The 19,224-nt window shown below is 41.2% G+C and carries 11 protein-coding genes and 1 pseudogene; 9 read left to right on the top strand and 3 right to left on the bottom strand.

Annotated elements, in window-relative coordinates:
• Nucleotides 1-306 precede the first annotated feature (306 nt).
• The 9 genes and pseudogenes from MSVAZ_RS10770 to MSVAZ_RS18895 all read left to right on the top strand — a co-directional run bounded on the left by MSVAZ_RS10770 (nucleotide 307) and on the right by MSVAZ_RS18895 (nucleotide 15,800).
• Nucleotides 307-2,172, top strand: coding sequence for a DNA topoisomerase VI subunit B (locus tag MSVAZ_RS10770; protein ID WP_048120871.1), 1,866 nt, complete (start codon nucleotides 307-309; stop codon nucleotides 2,170-2,172).
• Nucleotides 2,173-2,174: 2 nt separating this feature from the next.
• Nucleotides 2,175-3,284: a DNA topoisomerase IV subunit A gene (locus MSVAZ_RS10765; protein WP_048120869.1), complete on the top strand. Its 1,110-nt coding sequence runs from the start codon at nucleotides 2,175-2,177 to the stop codon at nucleotides 3,282-3,284.
• A 667-nt stretch (nucleotides 3,285-3,951) separates the two neighbouring features.
• Nucleotides 3,952-4,285: pseudogene (locus MSVAZ_RS21260) on the top strand (transposase); the annotation flags it as partial.
• Between the two features lie 495 nt (nucleotides 4,286-4,780).
• The gene (locus tag MSVAZ_RS10760; RefSeq protein WP_048120866.1) at nucleotides 4,781-5,287 is read left to right on the top strand and encodes a hypothetical protein; all 507 of its coding nucleotides are present in this window, start codon (nucleotides 4,781-4,783) and stop codon (nucleotides 5,285-5,287) included.
• A 1,033-nt stretch (nucleotides 5,288-6,320) separates the two neighbouring features.
• Nucleotides 6,321-8,222: a DNA topoisomerase (ATP-hydrolyzing) subunit B gene (gene gyrB, locus MSVAZ_RS10755; RefSeq protein WP_048120864.1), complete on the top strand. Its 1,902-nt coding sequence runs from the start codon at nucleotides 6,321-6,323 to the stop codon at nucleotides 8,220-8,222.
• An 11-nt stretch (nucleotides 8,223-8,233) separates the two neighbouring features.
• Nucleotides 8,234-11,134 carry a DNA gyrase subunit A gene (gyrA, locus tag MSVAZ_RS10750; RefSeq protein WP_048120861.1) on the top strand — a complete coding sequence of 967 codons (2,901 nt, stop codon included), beginning with the start codon at nucleotides 8,234-8,236 and terminating at the stop codon, nucleotides 11,132-11,134.
• A 672-nt stretch (nucleotides 11,135-11,806) separates the two neighbouring features.
• Complete coding sequence (locus MSVAZ_RS10745) at nucleotides 11,807-12,121, top strand: protease inhibitor I42 family protein (protein WP_048120859.1); 315 nt, start codon at nucleotides 11,807-11,809, stop codon at nucleotides 12,119-12,121.
• Nucleotides 12,122-12,718: 597 nt separating this feature from the next.
• Complete coding sequence (locus tag MSVAZ_RS10740; protein WP_048120855.1) at nucleotides 12,719-13,129, top strand: hypothetical protein; 411 nt, start codon at nucleotides 12,719-12,721, stop codon at nucleotides 13,127-13,129.
• Nucleotides 13,130-13,172: 43 nt separating this feature from the next.
• Nucleotides 13,173-15,800 (top strand): tetratricopeptide repeat protein, encoded by a 2,628-nt coding sequence (locus tag MSVAZ_RS18895; RefSeq protein ID WP_052727953.1) that lies wholly within the window; start codon nucleotides 13,173-13,175, stop codon nucleotides 15,798-15,800.
• A gap of 152 nt (nucleotides 15,801-15,952) precedes the next feature.
• Here MSVAZ_RS18895 and MSVAZ_RS10730 read toward each other — a convergent pair whose 3' ends face one another.
• The 3 genes from MSVAZ_RS10730 to MSVAZ_RS10720 form a co-directional block, all read right to left on the bottom strand.
• Entirely contained in the window at nucleotides 15,953-16,237 is a 285-nt protein-coding gene (locus tag MSVAZ_RS10730; RefSeq protein ID WP_052727952.1) for a hypothetical protein, read from the bottom strand.
• A 253-nt stretch (nucleotides 16,238-16,490) separates the two neighbouring features.
• Entirely contained in the window at nucleotides 16,491-17,708 is a 1,218-nt protein-coding gene (locus MSVAZ_RS10725; protein WP_048120853.1) for a homocitrate synthase family protein, read from the bottom strand.
• 688 nt (nucleotides 17,709-18,396) lie between these two features.
• Complete coding sequence (locus tag MSVAZ_RS10720) at nucleotides 18,397-19,224, bottom strand: NAD(+)/NADH kinase (protein WP_048120851.1); 828 nt, start codon at nucleotides 19,222-19,224, stop codon at nucleotides 18,397-18,399.

Raw genomic sequence — 19,224 nt, 5'->3', positions numbered from 1 at the left:
AAGTAAAATACTAAAATCGCAAACAATAGTACTGTGATTCCGAAGTAGATTCATAAAACGTGACCTTTGAATAGCTACGACGATCACATATTTTTTTCAGGAAATAAGGAATTGATTTTGGAATCGAATCACTAGAAAAGTAAAATGCAAAAATAGTAAAGCACTAGAACAGTAAGGCGCTAAAACCCTAAAATCTTAACAATCGCATTACTTTTAAGGCAAAAATTCCTACTTTAGATATATGTGCAAAAGAATATTTAAAGTAGTATAAAGTTACATTGATTTTTCAACCTGAGGTAAATTTTCATGGAATTCACCATTGCAGAAGAACTTGCCAAAAATCAAAAGTCAATAAGCGTTGCAGAATTTTTTGAAAAAAACCGACAGATCCTGGGTTTTGATTCGGCTCCTCGAAGCCTCATAACAACCGTAAAAGAAGCTGTTGACAATGCCCTTGATGCCTGTGAGGAAGCAGGAATTCTGCCCGATATTCTTGTCCAGATTGAAAGAACCGGACAGGACTACGTAACTGTTATTATAGAAGATAACGGGCCAGGAATTGTAAAAGAGCAAATTCCCAAAGTTTTTGCAAAGCTTCTCTATGGTTCCAGGTTCCATGCCCTCAAGCAAAGCAGGGGACAGCAGGGAATAGGGATTTCCGCAGCCGTGCTCTATTCCCAGATGACTGCGGGCAGGCAGACGAAAATCCTCTCCAAAACCGGCTCCGGTAACCCTGCACATTATTACGAACTTATGATCAATACCAGCACGAATGAGCCCGATATCCTGAAAGACGAGATAAAAGACTGGTTCCGCCCACACGGGACTCAGATCGAGCTGGAAATGAAGGCTGCCTACGTAAAAGGAAGAAGACAGTCAATTTCCGAGTACCTCAAAGCTACTGCAATCGTGAACCCCCATGCAAGAATTACCCTTATAGAACCTGACGGCAATGAGGAAGTTTTTGAAAGAGCCACGGATAAGATGCCCGAGCCAGCCGAAGAAATCCTGCCCCATCCTGAAGGTATAGAACTTGGCACTCTAATGAAGATGCTCCATTATACTGAGCGCCAGAAACTTGCCCCGTTCCTCCGCTACTCTTTTTGCAAAATTGGGCTGTTGACTGCCGAGGAAATCTGCAAAGCTTCAGGGCTTGACCCTGAGATCGACCCTCATGCCCTTGGCCGCCACGAGGCAAGAAAGCTAATTGAGGCTTTTGAGAAGGTAAAGATCATGGCTCCTCCTACAGACTGCCTTTCCCCAATAGGAGAAGAGCTGATTTACAGGGGGCTTGAAAAAGAAACGAATGTGGATTTTATTGCCACAAGCACCCGAAAACCCGCAGTATATTCAGGAAATCCTTTTGTGGTGGAAGTTGGACTCGCTTACGGGGGAAAACTTCCAAAAGAAGAAAAGATCAGTATAATGCGTTTTGCTAACCGTGTGCCTTTGCTTTACCAGCAGGGAGGCTGTGTGACAACACATGCCGTAGAAGACATTAAATGGAAACAGTATGGCTTAAACCAGCCCGGAGGGGGAGTTCCTGCAGGACCGGCTATCCTCCTTATCCATATTGCTTCTATTAACGTGCCTTTCACTTCAGAATCAAAAGATGCTATTGCTGACATTCCTGTGATTAAGGACGAGATTGACCTCGCGATCAAAGACGTTGCAAGAAAGCTCAAGCACTACATGAGTAAGCAGAGCAACCTCAAGAAGCGCCGGGAAAAAGAGATTATTATTACAAAGGTCCTCCCTAAGATGGCTGTAAAAGTTGCGAACATCCTGGAAAAAGATGTCCCTGACATTAATCCAGTTGTTGCAAAGATTATGGGAAACCTGCTGGTACACAGAAAAGTGAAGAAAAATGAGGATGGGACTGCAGACGTTATAATAAAGGTCAAGAATTTCGGAACCTCTACATACTCTTTCAGGGTTCATGAAATGCTTCCCTGGACAATACTCGGAGCAAAGCCCGAACCAAAGGTTGTGACTCTGGGCAATGATTACGATTATGTATGGGATATCTCCGCAGCAACTGGTTCTTCAAAGGTTCTAAGCTACAGGATAGAATCTGCAACCGACAAAGAACTCGGGAAATTTCCGGACCTTGTTGTGGAAGGGCTTGAAGAAGAGCTTGTAACCGGGGCAAAAGCCTTTAAGGGGGCGTAAAAATGGCTAGAGAAATAAGTAATAAAAAAGCTCAGCGAGACATCCTGGCAAAAGAAAAGCTGTTTGGGCTTGCAGAGAAGATTTATAACCAGTTTGAAGATGAGGTTGTCCCAAGCATCAGCCTTCCAAGCCGGACAAAGTCAAATCTGGAATATTCCGACGAGAGCGATGTCTGGGTCTACGGAGACCGGGAAAGCGAGAGAAGTGCAAAAACCGTAAAAGGGGCATTCCAGCTCCTGAAAACTACTTACGCCACCGAGTTCCTTATAAACGAGCACCTTGCCCAGAACCGCGGTTCAACGCTTCGAGAGCTTTACTATATCTCGGAAGGCTGGGAAGCTGCGAAATTCAAAGAACAGGCTGAGAGCGACCGTCTGATCGAAGACCTTGAACTTCTCACAAGCCTTCAGAGAGAGTATTTCCATATGCGCCCTGAAGAAGACGGAGCTACCATGTTCGGGCCTATTGAAATTACAGAGCAGACAAATCGCGGAGAACGGAATATTCACTGCCAAAAGGACGTGGGGGAAGGAGGGTACCAGATTCCCTTCAATGTGGAAAATATCGAATTCAAAGCCCATGATGCAAGCATGATTATTGCTATAGAAACCGGTGGTATGTACGCACGTCTAATGGAAAACGGGTTTGATGAAGCCTACAATGCGATCCTTGTCCACCTCAAAGGCCAGCCTGCCCGTTCAACCCGAAGGATTATCAAGCGCATGAACGAGGAATTGGGCATCCCCGTAGCCGTTTTTACGGACGGCGATCCATGGTCTTACAGGATCTATGCCTCTGTTGCCTACGGGGCTATAAAAAGTGCTCATCTCTCGGAATTTATGGCAACCCCCGCAGCCAAGTTCCTTGGCCTCCAGCCCTCAGACATAGTTGAATACGAACTCTCGACCGACAAGCTTACCGATCAGGATATAAATGCACTGCGTAGCGAACTTTCCGACCCGCGTTTCGAGTCCGACTACTGGAAAGAACAAATCCAGCTCCAGCTCGATATAGGGAAAAAGGCCGAACAGCAGGCTTTTGCAGGCAAAGGCCTTGATTTCGTAACCGAGGTATACCTGCCCAATAGGCTCAAAGATATGGGTATGCTGTAACACCCGAGTTCCGTCACCCGAGTTCCGTCTCGGGAGGACGGTGCCCTTTTCGCTATGCTACGCTTCGCTCAAGAGGGCTGAATTAGGGGTCAGGAAGGCTACATTCTCAACGAGCTCAGGGCGTCTGATTTACCCGAATTTCGTTTTGGACCATGCAGCGGGCGTGGTTACAACCCTCTTTTAAAGGCTTGAGCGAAAACCCTAGTAACGTTTGAGTTTGATGAACTTATCCCCAAACCCTATCGGCGTGATCACAAGCCTTTTCAACCTTAGTTCCCAAATATTAAGCGCATAGATGTAGTAACGAGAAGATGTGAAGTTACCAGATCTCGATTTTGAAATTTTGCTACAAAGATCAGGTGCTTAAATTTAAGCGCATACTCCGATATCAGGAGACATTTATGCGCCTAAAAATGCGGAACTTAGGTTTCAAAAAAGGCTTGACCGAAAAACCAAGCAGCAACGTGGTCGGCGTGATCAACTGGCGCAACAGTTGCAGCGCAAAGGTTGTGGTCAGGCGAACTAGTTTATAAGATAGTGATATAAGTTGTTACGGCTTGAAAAAATACTGAGTAAAGGTACAGATACCTTTTTTTCGTTCTTTCGCAGTTGTGGATCTAAGAGGCTGTTTTAAAATTAAATATTTCTGTAACCAGATTGTTCGTTAGTGCCAGCTCAAAATAAAAGAATTCCTTATCCTAGTGATTTCTCCAATTAAAAATGAGAAAAATTAAGCCTCATATTCCGAGTTGCAGAACCAATAGAGACAGAAAACGCATTCATTCCTATCGAAAGATATTAAACGCCATCTTTTATTTACTACGTTCGGGTTGTGCATGGTGAATGTTACCACATGAATTTCTTCATTGGAAAACTGTTACCGCTATTTCCGTTTTTGGCGGCTTGATGGAATTTGATAGCGTGTAAACGTTGCACTGAGAACAGAACTGAGAATTGCAAATGGGAGAGAACCAGAGCTTAGTGCAGCAATTTTAGATAGCTAGTTGGTTAAAACCACAGAAACACCAGGAGTACGCGGTTATAATACTGCAAGGCTCGTATCAAATCTTTAAGCAAGTGAAAAGGAATATTCAGACAGTCTTAGGGATAAGACTTAAGCAAATTGATAAATAAGTTCTATTTTTGTATATATCCACGAAACGAGAGATTAATAACATCCAAGCAATAACCATACCAATACCAAATTTCTCGAATTTGGCGAAATATTTATATTACGAAAACGCCTATTTCGTATTATGACAAAAGTAAAGTTACATCTCGAAGGATTAGGACCAATATATTTAGAAGAAAACAATCCTGAGTCTCTCGCAAAGATTCTTTCATCGCTGGCGGAAATTTCCAAATCTCAGCTGCAATCCAACCATAACCAATACTAATTACCAAATTTCTCGTATTTTACGAAATACGTATGATGTTAAAACGCCTATTTCTGATTATGATAAAAGTAAAATTACACCTCGAAGGAATTTCGTATTATGACAAAAGTAAAGTTACATCTCGAAGGATTAGGACCAATATATTTAGAAGAAGACGACCCTGAATTTCTCGCAAAGATTCTTTCATCACTGGCGGAAATTTCCAAATCTCAGCTTGTCAAGGAAATTAACTCAGATACAAATATCAATATGCCAGAAACGAAGACTTGTAAGCAAGAAAACATGAACACAACTCTTCCAACTGTCAACGAGGTTGTAAAATACATTATCTCTAAAGAAAATTTTGCGCATGATAGTGTAGAGTTGCTGAACAAATTTTTTGGTAGAAGAATAAAATCGAAAGACGAACCGTTAATATTTTTATCTTTCAACAATATAGCCAGAAGAGCTAGGGAGCGGATAAAAAAAGATTACAATATTAAGTGGGATACTACCGAACGCAAATCTTACGATCGCAATACGCATCCAATAGTATACAAAATAAACATTGAAAAAAAAGATAGATTCAGTGGACTAGGAACTTTATTTGGTTCATCAAATGAGTGATCGTGACTGGTTGGCTTATAGTGAAAGGAAAGATGATGGCTACATAACTTAGAGGCTGTCTTAAAATTCAAATCATTCATACATTTGGATAATGGACAATGTTAACTTTAAAATTTATACCGTAAATTTTTTCAGCAATTCAGGTACAGATTGACCTAAAGATAATCTGTAATCCTATCGGACTTACGCACTAGAGGTATAAAACCAAATTCAATAAGCATTATTGATTAAAATTATATTTTAGACATTTAACGGCTTAATATTAATGCTTCTCAATTCAAGTGTGCAAGTCCTATCCCAATTGTAAACTCAAATTTAATTTTAAGACACGCTCTAGTAGTTATGCTGTGCTATTCTGGCTTTTTTGTGGTCATTTTCTGTTGTTATAGAACCTGAAGCTGGTTAAGTTTATATAAATACATTTTAAGTTACTGTATAGATATTTGGATTTAAAGTAAACTGTGAGTAAATCCTATAGGGTTTGTTGTACAGCATGAGATTCAATAAGTATGCCGCGAGAATCGGATTTATTCAGGGTTGGCTTTTTTATCCGGAAATTACTAATTGTGATGCCTAAAAAGATTTTGTAACTATATATGTAAAAATCTGCTGATTAACAGTGTAAATGCCGCGACTCTTACTCTAAATCCTTTTGAGACAAGAATTTTTGCGAGCGAAACAGCAAATATTAATTTAAACTAAAGACGTATTAAAAAATTAGTATGAAAAGCGCATATTTGGGCATAAAATTATGCTAAAAATTAGCTGTTTTGAGAGGATTGATACTGAAAAATCTTGTGTAATTTTCAGGGAATCTAAAGGCTTAAAATGTATGAGCGCATATTGAATTTGGTTCGTGGTAGAAAAGATAATATTAATATATAAAAAGCAGTAAATAAAAACTGTAGTCTTATTGGATTGATACGAATTCTAAGATCTATTTTGACAAAAGTTTCCCCGCGAATTTTTTAAAAAAATGTAATGTTACGTGATTTAGATAACTCTACTAGATTTTTATGGAGAATCAACTAAGATGAGTGATAAACAGGTTTACGATGCTTCGCACATCCAGGTGCTGGAAGGCCTGGAGGCTGTCCGGAAGCGTCCCAGCATGTATATAGGGAGCACGGATGGTCGCGGGCTCCACCACCTAGTCTATGAAGTAGTAGACAATAGTATTGATGAAGCTCTTGCAGGCTTCTGTACCAGGGTAAATGTTACAATCAACCCGGACGGGAGTGTGACAGTCCTGGATAATGGAAGAGGTATACCTATCGACCTCCATCCATTTCACAAAAAATCAGCTCTTGAAGTTGTAATGACTGTTCTGCATGCAGGAGGGAAGTTCGACAAGAACACCTATAAGGTTTCAGGGGGACTGCATGGAGTAGGGGTTTCTGTTGTAAATGCACTTTCGGAATGGCTGGAAGTTGAAGTGTCAAGAGAAGGCAAGAAGTATTTCCAGCGCTATTCCCGTGGAAAGCCTGAGGCTGACGTTCAGGAAATCGGAACTTCAGAAACTACAGGCACAAAAACTACTTTTAAACCCGATGAGAAAATTTTTGAGACACTTGATTTCGATTACGAGATCCTTTCAAACCGTTTAAGAGAACTGGCTTTCCTGAACCGGGGCCTTATTATCAGCCTCAAGGATTTAAGAACCCCAGAAGGGCAGGCTGAGATTTTCACCTACGAAGGGGGAATAGTGGAGTTCGTGAAGTATCTGAACAATAAGAAACAGCCTCTTCACGACCCGATTTATTTTGAGCGGCAAAGGGACGACATGGTAGTAGAAATTGCAATGCAGTACACAAGCAGCTATACAGAAAACGTGTACTCCTTTGCAAACAACATCAATACCCACGAAGGCGGAACTCACATAATCGGTTTCAAGACCGCACTGACAAGGGTTGCAAATGACTATATTAAAGCTAACAAGCTTTCCAAAGAAGACATAAAGCTCACAGGCGATGATGTAAGGGAAGGACTGACTGCAATCATCAGTGTCAAACTAATGGAACCCCAGTTTGAGGGGCAGACCAAGACAAAGCTTGGAAATAGTGATGTCAAAGGAATTGTGGACTCCCTTGTAACTGACGGGCTTGCGGAATACTTCGAGGAAAATCCCAAGGTTGCAAATGTTATTCTTGAAAAAGCCCTTCTTGCCCAGAAAGCCAGAGAAGCTGCAAAAAAAGCAAGAGAACTGACCCGGAGAAAAAATGCTCTCGAAGTAAGCACTCTTCCAGGAAAACTTGCGGACTGCTCGGAAAAGAATCCTGCAGCCTGTGAGATTTACATTGTGGAAGGTAATTCGGCAGGCGGTTCGGCAAAACAGGGTAGAGACAGGAGTTTTCAGGCTATTTTACCTCTCAGAGGCAAGATCCTGAACGTGGAAAAATCCAGACTTGCAAAGATCCTGAAAAACGAGGAGATCATTTCCCTAATCACTGCCATTGGAACAGGAGTCAGCGAGGACTTCAACCTGGAAAGTGCCCGTTACCATAAGGTCATTATCATGACTGATGCTGATGTGGATGGAGAACACATCAGGACTCTTCTTCTCACACTGTTCTTCCGCTATATGAGGCCTCTTATTGACGAGGGATACGTATACATTGCCCAGCCTCCTCTCTACCGCATAAAGAAAGGCAAAGCTGAGTACTACATACACTCTGACAGGGAACTGGAAGCAAAGAAGAAAGAACTCGGGGAAAAAGGACTTGGAATCCAGCGTTATAAAGGGCTTGGAGAAATGAACCCTGAACAGCTCTGGGAAACCACCATGAAACCTGAGAGCCGGACTCTTTTACAGGTGACCCTGGAAGATGCGATTCGGGCTGATGAGATATTCAGAATCCTCATGGGAGATGAGGTTGAGCCACGCCGGAACTTCATAGAAGCGCATGCAAAAGAGGTCGTAAACCTGGACATCTGAGGTGGCTAAAAATGGCAAAATATGAAGACGAGAATAAATCTGAAGATGAATTGAAAAAATCTTATCAGTCTACCCTTATCCCCGAAGATAAAGATGGAGAGCCGGAAAATGAGGACGGTTCGGCCGCCCTTACACAAGAAGATCCAGGCAAAAAACTGGAATTAAACGTATCCGACCCTGCTTCAGATGATCCCGAAGACGAAGGTCTGGAGCCAGAAAGGAGTGGGGTTACTACCATCCTCATCGAAAATGAGATGAAACGCTCTTACATTAACTATGCAATGAGTGTAATCGTTGGAAGGGCACTTCCCGATGCCCGAGACGGCCTAAAGCCAGTTCACCGCAGGGTCCTTTTTGCCATGAAAGAGGCAGGGATTACGCATGACAAACCTTACAAGAAGTCAGCCCGTGTGGTAGGAGACGTGCTCGGTAAATATCACCCTCACGGAGATACTGCGGTCTACGACACTATTGTGCGTATGGTCCAGGATTTCTCTCTTCGTTACCCTTTAATTGATGGGCAGGGAAATTTCGGGTCAATAGATGGGGACGCGGCTGCTGCCATGCGTTACACTGAAGTCCGTATGGACAAAATCGCAGAAGAGATGCTGGTAGACATCGACAAGGAAACAGTCCCCTTCATGCCAAATTACGACGGGTCAATAGAAGAGCCCGAAGTCCTCCCTGCAAAACTTCCGAACCTTCTTGTCAATGGGTCCACAGGTATTGCAGTAGGAATGGCAACAAACATGGCCCCTCATAACATCGGAGAGGTCATCGACGGCATTTTCATGCTTATTGAAAATCCTGACGTCACAATTCCTGAGCTCATGACTGTAATCAAAGGGCCGGATTTTCCTACAAGTGCTCATATTCTTGGGACAGCAGGCATAAAATCGGCTTATATGACCGGAAGGGGTTCTTTAAAGATTAGGGCCGTTGCCGAGATTCAGGAGTTAAAAAAAGACAGACAGCAAATTATCGTAACCGAACTTCCTTACCAGGTAAACAAAGCCAGGATGATTGAAAATATTGCCCAGCTAGTTCGGGAAAAGGTAATCATGGGAATTTCCGACCTTCGTGACGAGTCTGACAGGGAAGGAATCAGGGTAGTTATCGAGCTTTCTCGAGGCACGAATCCAAAGGTTGTTTTAAACCAGCTTTATAAGCATACTCAAATGGAGACTACTTTCGGGGTAATCAATCTGGCTCTTGTTGGCGGAAAACCAAAAGAGCTGAACCTGAAGGAACTTCTTGAGATCTATCTTGAATACAGGGTGGAAATTATCCAGAAGCGTACCCTTTATGACCTCAAGAAGAGCGAGGAGAGAGCCCATATCCTTGACGGGCTCAAGATCGCCCTGGATAATATCGATGAGGTTGTCGCTCTGATAAAAGGCTCGGCAAATGCTGATGAAGCAAAGCAGGGTTTAATGGAGAATTTTTCCCTTGACGAGGTCCAGTCCAAAGCTATCCTTGATATGCGCCTGCAGCGCCTGACAGGACTTGAAACCCAGAAGGTGCTTGAGGAGCTTGAAGGGCTTGTAAAGCTGATAGGTGAACTCAGAAAAATCCTTGAGAACGATGAGCTCAAGTACGAAATAATCAGGAATGAACTTCTGGAGCTCAAGGATAAGTATGGGGATGCTCGCAGGACAAAGATCGTGCAGGCTGCTTCTGAAGTTAGAGATGAGGATCTGATTCATGAAGAGGAAGTTGTTGTCACGATTACCAATGGAGGCTACATAAAGCGCATCCCACTCAAGACTTACACTATGCAGCGCCGCGGAGGCAGGGGTATAATCGGCATGGAAATGAAAGAAGAAGACTTCGTGGAAAATCTCTTCATTTCCTCAACCCATAACTATATCCTTTTCTTCACAAACCTTGGCAGGCTCTACTGGGAAAAAGTATATGAGATCCCTGAAGGCTCCCGTCAGTCCAGAGGCAAAGCCATAGTAAACCTTCTGGAGCTTAAGGAAGGCGAAACAATCAATGCAATGATCCCGGTCAAGGAATTTGACAAAAACCACTACCTGCTTATGGCAACAAGGGCAGGTACCATTAAAAAGACTCCTCTCTCGGAATTCAAGAACCCGAGAAAAGCAGGCATAATTGCAGTCACCCTTGACGAAGATGACGAGCTTGTAAGAGTTCTCCTTACCAATGGCAAAAAAGAAGTCCTGATGGTTTCAAAGAAAGGCAAAGCTATCCGCTTCTATGAAGAAGATGTCCGCCCGATGGGCCGAACTGCAAGAGGTGTCCGGGGTATGACTCTTGAAGGCCCGGACGACGAGGTTGTCAGCCTGGACCTTGTTGACGAAACAACAACCCTCCTGACGGTGACCGAAAACGGCTTTGGCAAGAGAACCGAGTACTCCCAGTACCCTGCGCACCGCCGCGGTGGAAAAGGCGTGATAACAATCATTACCAACGAGAGGAATGGCCCTGTCTCAAGAGTCCGATCCGTAGCCGATGACGATGAACTTATCTTCACCAGTGCCGACGGCATCATTATCCGCATTCCTGCTAAAGAGATCTCGATCCAGGGCAGAAACACCCAGGGTGTAAGAATTATGAATCTAAAACCCGGCGACACAGTCGCAGGTATAGCCAGGATCCAGAACGGAAAAGCCGAAAAGAACCTTAAACTCACAGCCTTTAATGATAAAGAAGCCGCAGAAGCAACTGGAGCAGAAGAGGAAGCCGAAGCTCCGGAAGGCGAATCTGAAGGTCTAGATGAGTTTGACGAATTGGAAGACCTTGAAGCTGCCGACGAAGCTGAAGAAACCGGGGAAACCGAAGAGGATGAAGTAGAAGAGGATGAAGTAGAAGAGGATGAAGTAGAAGAGGATGAAGCAGAAGGGGATGAAGCAGAAGAGGATGAAGCAGAAGAAATTGAAAAAGAGTGAATAACGAATACGGGTGAAGAAAAATAATTCTTCACTCAAACTGTTGCCGGAGTCAAGACTTTTTAGGGATTTCTTTCCGGCGGCGGGCTTTTTTCCGGAGGGGAGCCGGGCGACGGACTTATTTTCGGGGCGGGTTTTTTGAATCGATTTTTTTGAGGGATTGAGTACCGGAAGGTGTGTTTATTCATTATCTTCAGAACCTTATGCTGCGAATCTAAAAGTTTACTTATATAGACCTCGCTGGCGTTTTATAAGTGTTTATAAATAAACTCTAAGCTGTAATTTAGTGATTAAAAAGAGTAAATGTTTTCTGATTGCCGGTTAATGTTACGATTTTTTGTTGTTCAGGGACTATTTAAGTTTTGTTGATTCTTAAAAACAGGTTCTGTAAGAGCTGAGTCAATAGAAAGTCCATAGAACGAACAGAGATTAATGGAGAAAAATCCTGTAAGATCCATATTAATTATCATCTATACTGGATTTATGTATATTTGTTGTGATGAAATAAAAAATTTTTCTTCTATATTAATATATAATGTTAAAAAGTTGTATATACTTAAACTACATTTTAGCTTATAACTCAACCATTTTAGATAAATTGTGTAAAGTATTTTCACACACAATATTACCTGAAAAATGGTGAGGGAGTTGATATAAAGGAGGAATTAAAGAATGCAAGAATTAGAAGTATTACCCCCGATAAATGCGGCAGTTGGAGAAATATTCGAAATTTCAATCCCCTCGAACCCTTCTTCGACCGGCTATAACTGCTTACTGTCAGAGATGCCAAGTTGTGTTTACTTTGTAGAGTCAACGTATGTACCTGATGAGCCCACTATACCGGGAAAAGGTGGAACCAGCAATTTCAAGTTTGTTGCAGTCGAAAGCGGGAACGGTCCAATTATTTTCCATAGTGTAAAGTTCTCTCAGCCGCTGGATATATTGGAACCTACTCCTATGCAACAAAGGTTTGTTATAGTAGAGTAATGAAATGGCATTATTTTGCCACCCACTTTCCATTTTTTTGTTATAGCTGTTCATCTGTTTTACTCGAAGTTTCAGTCAAAGTTACTACTCCTCAACCTGTTTTTTTGCGGATTTTTTATTCAGGGCCAATTATTTCTGACAAAAATCAATGAGATTCCACAGGAGTAAAAACGTTTATGGAAATTTCCGGCAGCGGGCTTTTTTTCCGGAGGGGAGCCGGGCGACGGACTTATTTTTCGGGGCGGGTTTTTTGAATCGCTTTTTTGAGTGAACTACGCCGGTAAGTACAATTTTGAAGACTTTCTGAATTCAGGGCCGGTTAGAAGAATTTCGAGGAATCTTAAAACGGGGTACCATACGACTGAGAAGCAGGCGGCGAAGTGCGAAATTTCCAAAATGATTCTTGGTTTTTTTTGGAGATTAGAATTATGAAGCTATGATAATAAATTGAGGGATACGTACATGTCTACTTTTAAACTAATTCGAAATCTCTATATCAAAGACGTTCTAATTTCTACACTATTTATTAATGTGGTTCATAAAAAAATACCCGAACTTGTGACGGCATAAATCATTCAAATATAAGAGAGGTTTTGAATGTACGAAGAAAATGGTTCCAAGAACGTGGGGGATAAAGGCTACGGAATAAATGCCGGTGGGGATGTACATATTGGTGATATTAGTGGGCAATTTGCAATTGGTACAAATATATCCCAAGTTCAATCTCCATCACCTACCGATATTGAGAACCTTAAGAAAAGTCTCCTTGATTTACAGAAAGAACTCTCTAATCTGGATCTTTCTTCCGAAGACCAAGATATCATCAAAGGTGATATGAGTGCTGCTATCAAAGAAGCCGGAAAAGAAGAGCCAAAATTACAAAATATCAAATCAAGGGTTGAAAATATCATTGAAACTCTTAAAGACGCCGGGAAGACAGTAAAAAACATATCAGAAATCTGTGGCTCGATAAAGATAGCAGCTACTTTACTCGGTATAACGCTCTGATTACGGCTTTATAAGAATATTCTTTTAATTAGAGGTTTATCACATGGAAGCAGATGAGCCTTCGGTTCCAATAATAGACGTGGGTGGAAATTTTACACAGGGGAATATCTCCGGTCAAAGCGCCATAGGCAGTAATATATCGCAGATACAGTATACTAACTGTACTTTTGTCTATCCTGATGGCTCAACTAAACAGGGATATTCATGGATTTACACTCAAGGAGCCAGACTTATTATTGATCCGAAAAGAGTATTCGGAAGAGAAACAGAGCTTGAGAAAATTGAGAATTATTTAGAAGATAATAGTGCACTCGTTATTACGGGTCTTCGCGGAACCGGCAAATCTACTCTGGCAAGCATGTTCGTTGACAGAATGGGAGAAAGTGGAAAATTTGCTGGGATATATTGGCGAAAAGTGGATGAAACTACTGATATAAGTGAAATTATAGGTAGCTTTTTTACTGTTATTGGCAAACCTGTGAAAGACCTAGAACGCTACAAGATCTTAGATCAAATAAACCTTCTATTTAATGAATTAAACGAAGCTTCTTATCTTCTGGTTCTGGATAATTTTGAGGTTATACTTGATCCCCAAACGAACAAACCTTTGGAGTCAAAAGTCGGCTTCTCTGAGCTGATAGAATCAGCAAAGGAAAGTTGTATTAGAAGCAAGATTCTGTTTACAAGCTGGGATTCTCTTGCAAGCGAACGTGGAATCAGACCTTTTTCATATCAAATTAGAGGACTGGATACGTCGGCTGGAATTCTTCTATTAAGACACGAGGGACTTCTTAATGAATCGGAAACTGAGTTAAAGAAAGCCATAAAACTGTCCGATGGTCATCCACTTGCTCTTATTCTTCTGGCTCAACTTGTGAGAGAAGAGGCAGATACGCTTTCTACTCTCCTGAATGATGGTTCTCTATGGATTGGTGAAGAGGGAGAAGTAGCAGAGAATATTTTGGCTAAAATTTATAGAAGGCTATCTGAAGATGAACGCGAACTTCTGCAGTATATATCTATTTTCCGACAACCTGCTCCCACAAAGGCCATCGAAATAGTAGCAAATCATCCGAAGTGGACCGAACGCAGGATAAAGAAAGTTGCATTGAAATTGGCTCATAAATCTCTTATACAGAAAACTGAAAATGGTTATTATTGGGAAGAGTCATTGATATGCAGGTATGCAGGAACCCAGCTATCAGAAAAACTAGAGTGCCACAAACTTGCCTGCAAATACTACCTTTCCTTTTCCTTACCAGCCAAACCTGCAAAAAAAGAGGACGTACAATCTTTAATTGAAGCCCATTATCATGCATGTATGGCAGAAGAATATAACCAGTGTATAGAAATTATTGTTAATAGTAATCTTCATCATTTATTGGATTTATGGGGTAGTCCTAGAACACTTATTGAACTTTATACAAAACTATTACCCAACAATCCCCTCAAAGATAAGCCGCTATTAAACATAGAAAGTCATATTTTTGTTCTTGGAAATCTTGGAATTGCTTATAACCAGATAGGAGAGACAAAAAAAGCGATTGAATATTACGAACTCGCATTGGAACTTTCAAGAAATATCGGGAATAGAAATAGTGAAGGAAGTCTCCTTTGCAATCTTGGGATTTCCTACAGAGATCTTTCTAAATTTGAGAAGTCAATTGAATATTTTGAGCAAGCATTACAAATTGCAAAAGACTTGAAGAACAAAGAAGGAGAAGGAAACTTACTTGGAAATCTTGGAAGTGCCTATAGATGTATTGGTAAACTAAGACAATCGATTGAATTTTATGAACAAGCACTAAGAATTGCAAGGGATATTGGGAATCGACGTATAGAAGAGCATCAGCTTGAAAATATTGGTAATGTATATTATTCTCTCAAAGAGTTCAAAAAAGCAGAAAAATATAACGAGCAGGCTATATTAATTGCAAAAGAATTAGGAGATGTCCCTGCCGAAGGACTTATACTTGGAAACATGGGAAGTATTCACAGAAGTCTCGGAAAAGTGGAAAAAGCAATTGAATATCACAAAAAATCACTATATATTGCAAGAAAAATTGAAGATAGACGCCTTGAAGAGAACCAACTAATAAATCTAGGAAATGCTTACAGTGATTTTGGAGATGTAAAAAAAGCAGTTGAATACTATGAACAGGCACTAGTAGTAATTTTAAAATTTTTAGGTGACGAAAAAATAGAGAAACTGCTCGAAAAACTTGGGGATAATTATCTTCATCTGAATGAAGAGAAAAAATCGATTATATATTATAAAAAGACATTACAAATTGTAAAGACAATTGAAAATAAACATATGGAAGCAAGATTACTTGAAAAATTATGTTTTGCCTATGTAATGTCTCGTAACATAGAAAAAGCAATCGAATACGGAAATCAAGCAATATTAATTTCGAAAGAAGTATGTGACAGAAAAATCGAGGGAGAAAGCCTTGAAAACTTTGGTTTCATCTACACACTCTTAGGTGATCCAAAGAAAGCGATTGAATATTACTTACAAGCATTATATATTTCAAGAGAACTAGGTGACAAGTCTATAGAAAGAGAAAATCTTCGAAACTTAGGTTCTGCCTACTACCAACTTGGAGAAGTTAAGAAAGCAGATAAATACTACGAGCAAGCCAATTTAATTAAAGAAACAAGTAAGTAAGTATGCAGAGTGGTTAGAATAATCAAATTGGAAATAAGTAACAGATGTGGCAAAGCAATCAAACGGAAGTTAAAAGAAGAAAAACTGAAATTATTAAGAAATGAAAGACAAAGAAGAATATGAATATACGATGACCTATAGATTAGAGTTTTTTACCCAAACCAATTCTCCTCCAGCCTCTTCTCTCTTTCCTCCTGCTCACTCGCATAAACCACATACTCCCCGCTCTCCTTATCAAAAACAAATCTGTCAACCGTTTTGAAATAAGCCCAGTATTTAACATACTGATCTCTCGCATTGCTCAGCGTAACAGTCACCAAACCATTTTCTTTCGAAACGCTGTAAACAGGATAATCGATTTCTTGAGGAACGGCTGTGCTGTAGAGTTTTCCGGCTCTTTCTACATACGCAGAGGCGTCGGGAACGGCGCTGGTCACGCTAATTTTTCGATATAATATTTTTTGGTCCCGGACCAGTAGCTCACCTCCATAATCCTGTAATGGGTGGAATTATAAGGATGTATGAAGTGAAATTTTCAAGTACGGTTCCTGGGGAAGAAAGGAAGAATAATCCTCCCGACTTACCCGAAAATAACTGAAAATCGAAAAATAAATGAAAATCAAAAAATAAATGAAACAAGATTTAAATGATGAAAAAAGCAAATGAATCTATGTGAAATATTCAGAGTTTTCAAATAGAAAACTTCTCCTCTCCCTTTTCTGTTGTCTCTTTTTCCTGCCTGACCTGAGTAATCAACCTTTCAAGTTGGTCCCGTGAGATGCTTTTATGCTTTTCTTCGGTGCAGACCTTGACTTTCTCGATCAGGGCGCAAAGTTCCTCCCGCTCAAGGCATAAGCCTATGCTGTTAATAATGCCTTTTAGGGCTTTTGTGCCGGTGTGCTTTCCTACGACAAGGTTGCGCTTCCCGCCGACCATTTCCGGGAGGAAGAGTTCGTAGGTGCGCGGTTCTTCAAGAATCGCGGCAACGTGGATTCCGGACTCGTGGGTAAAGGCATTTTGCCCGACAACGGCTTTATTTACCGAGGGTGTAATACCTGAATATTCCGAGACCATTTTAGAAAGGTTGGTCAGCTTTGTGGTGTCATAGCGGTCAATACCGTACTGTACCCTGAGGGCGACCATCACTTCTTCAAGGGAAGCGTTTCCTGCTCTTTCACCGATTGCATTAACTGTGGTATGGAGTTGTTTTGCACCAGCTTCGGCGGCTGCAAGGGTATTTGCGGTAGCCATTCCGAGGTCGTCATGGCAGTGGATACAGATTGAGGTATTAACTTCCTTGAAAATTTCGCTAACAAGGTAGTGTGTCGTTGTAGGGTTAAGGATACCAATCGTATCTGCAAGGCTTACGTACTGCACTTTATACTCTTTTTCTACTTCCTTAAAAGCCTGTTTTAAGCGGTCGATAGGGGTCCGGCTAGCGTCTTCGGCTGCAAAACGTACTTTTAACCCGTGATCGGTAGCGTATTCAATGGTTTCCTTGGCACAGCCAAGCATCTCCTCAAGGCTTCGATGGTACTTGTATTTGAGGTGCATATCCGACATTGCAATAAAAATACTCACAATATCGACATCACATTCAAGTGCAGCATCCACGTCCCCTTTTACTGCTCTTGAGAGACAGCATATCCTTGAATTAAAGCCCTGATTTGCAATTTCCTTAACGGTTTCCTTTTCGTTTGCGGAAACTACCGGAAATCCGGCTTCTATAACCTCTACACCAATAGAATCAAGCTCAGTGGCCATTGCCAGCTTCTGTTCCTTTGTGAACACAACTCCTGGAGTCTGTTCCCCATCGCGCAGGGTCACGTCACAGATTTCGATATCAAGGGGGCGATATTCGATAAAATCCATAAGTTTGTTTCTAGAATACTGCTCGCTCTCTGGCATTACTACTACTTCCTGTGATTTTTAATTATTATGAGGAATATTTTTAATTACTGGGAGGAATATTTTTAATTATTTTTAATGATATATAGATGATTTATCTGAGAAATAACTCAAAGGCTGAATAAAGAGGTACTGGGACTCAAACGTCCCTAAAAGTCAGAAAATCCTGTATCTCGTAAAAATTAAGCATAGCTTTACCTGCATATGTATAAATGTTTTCCTTGGAGGAATAGAATTTCCGGCAACGGCTTCTCGAAAAACAGGATAAAAACGAGCTCAAGTTTGGCAAATTATAGTCATACCTGTAATTGTTGCAACAAAAAACTTCATTGTACCTCATTGGGCAGTTGCATTATTTAGCCTCGGGACTATAGGTTAGGTTATATCAGTAGATTTTTAGTTAAAAGTCGCATGGAAAAATTGAGAGATTTACAGGTCAGAGAAAAGTACTCAACCTGATGGGAAAACTTAAACTATAAGTAAAGGTTTTCCTCTGGGAATATGTAAAGACTTTTCTCAATACTAAATCAAGGCTCTCTCAAGTTAACAAGTAAAGGTTTTCTCAGACTCGTAAGTAAAGACCTGCTCTTTGAGTAATAAGTAAAAAGGCTCGTTCTCAATCAAAAGCTTGCTCTCAATTAAAAGCTTGCTCTCAAGTAAAGGCCCGCTCTCAATCAAAGGCTTGCTCTCAGGTAAGTTTTCTCTGGACCCTTTCATAAAAACAGGTATCTGAAATCCTTACAAAGCGTGCAGGAAATCTGGACTTCTTAAGTTTGACGACATCATCGGGCTTGATCCTGTAGGACTTCTGCCCGTCAATTGCAATAACCGCCTCTTTTTTTGGAGCCGACAACCTTATAGTGATTTCGCTGTCTGACGGGATAACCCAGGGCCTTGAAGAGAGTTTAAAAGGAGCTACAGGGACAACCACAATAGCGCTTACCCTTGGACTGATGATAGGGCCGCCTGCGCTCATTGCATAGGCAGTAGAGCCTGTAGGGGTTGCAAAAACCACACCATCCGCACGCATAGAGTCAAGAAGGCAATCTTCGACATAAACCTCAAACTGAATGATCTTCGCAGGCTTTGCAGACATTATTGCAATCTCATTCGTTGCAGTCTCAAGCATTTCCCCATTAAGAAAAACATCGACTCGCATTCTGTCGCTGTAGGAAAAACCGTAAAGCACTTCCTCTATAGTTTCAAGAGCATGTTCTGGCTCAACATCTACAAGAAAACCAAGAGTACCCATATTGATTCCGAGTATAGGAAGAGGGTCTTTCATTTTGGCAATATTCCGGAGGACTGTACCGTCCCCTCCTACGCTAATAATAAGTTCCACTCCTTCTCCCCTCATTCTTTCAATCGGAGTACCTTCCATTCCGAGTACCTCAGCCGTAGGAGTGGCGACAAAAATTTGGACCTTTGAGCTGAAATGGGCAAGAATCTCCCTTACCTTTTCAATTACTTCAGGCCTGTCGCAGCGAGCAGATATCCCTATTTTCTTTATCGCCAA

Source organism: Methanosarcina vacuolata Z-761 (assembly GCF_000969905.1).
Taxonomy (GTDB): Archaea; Halobacteriota; Methanosarcinia; order Methanosarcinales; family Methanosarcinaceae; genus Methanosarcina; species Methanosarcina vacuolata.
The sequence above is the reverse complement of the archived record's forward strand: the minus strand, read 5'-3'. Positions and strand labels throughout refer to the sequence as shown.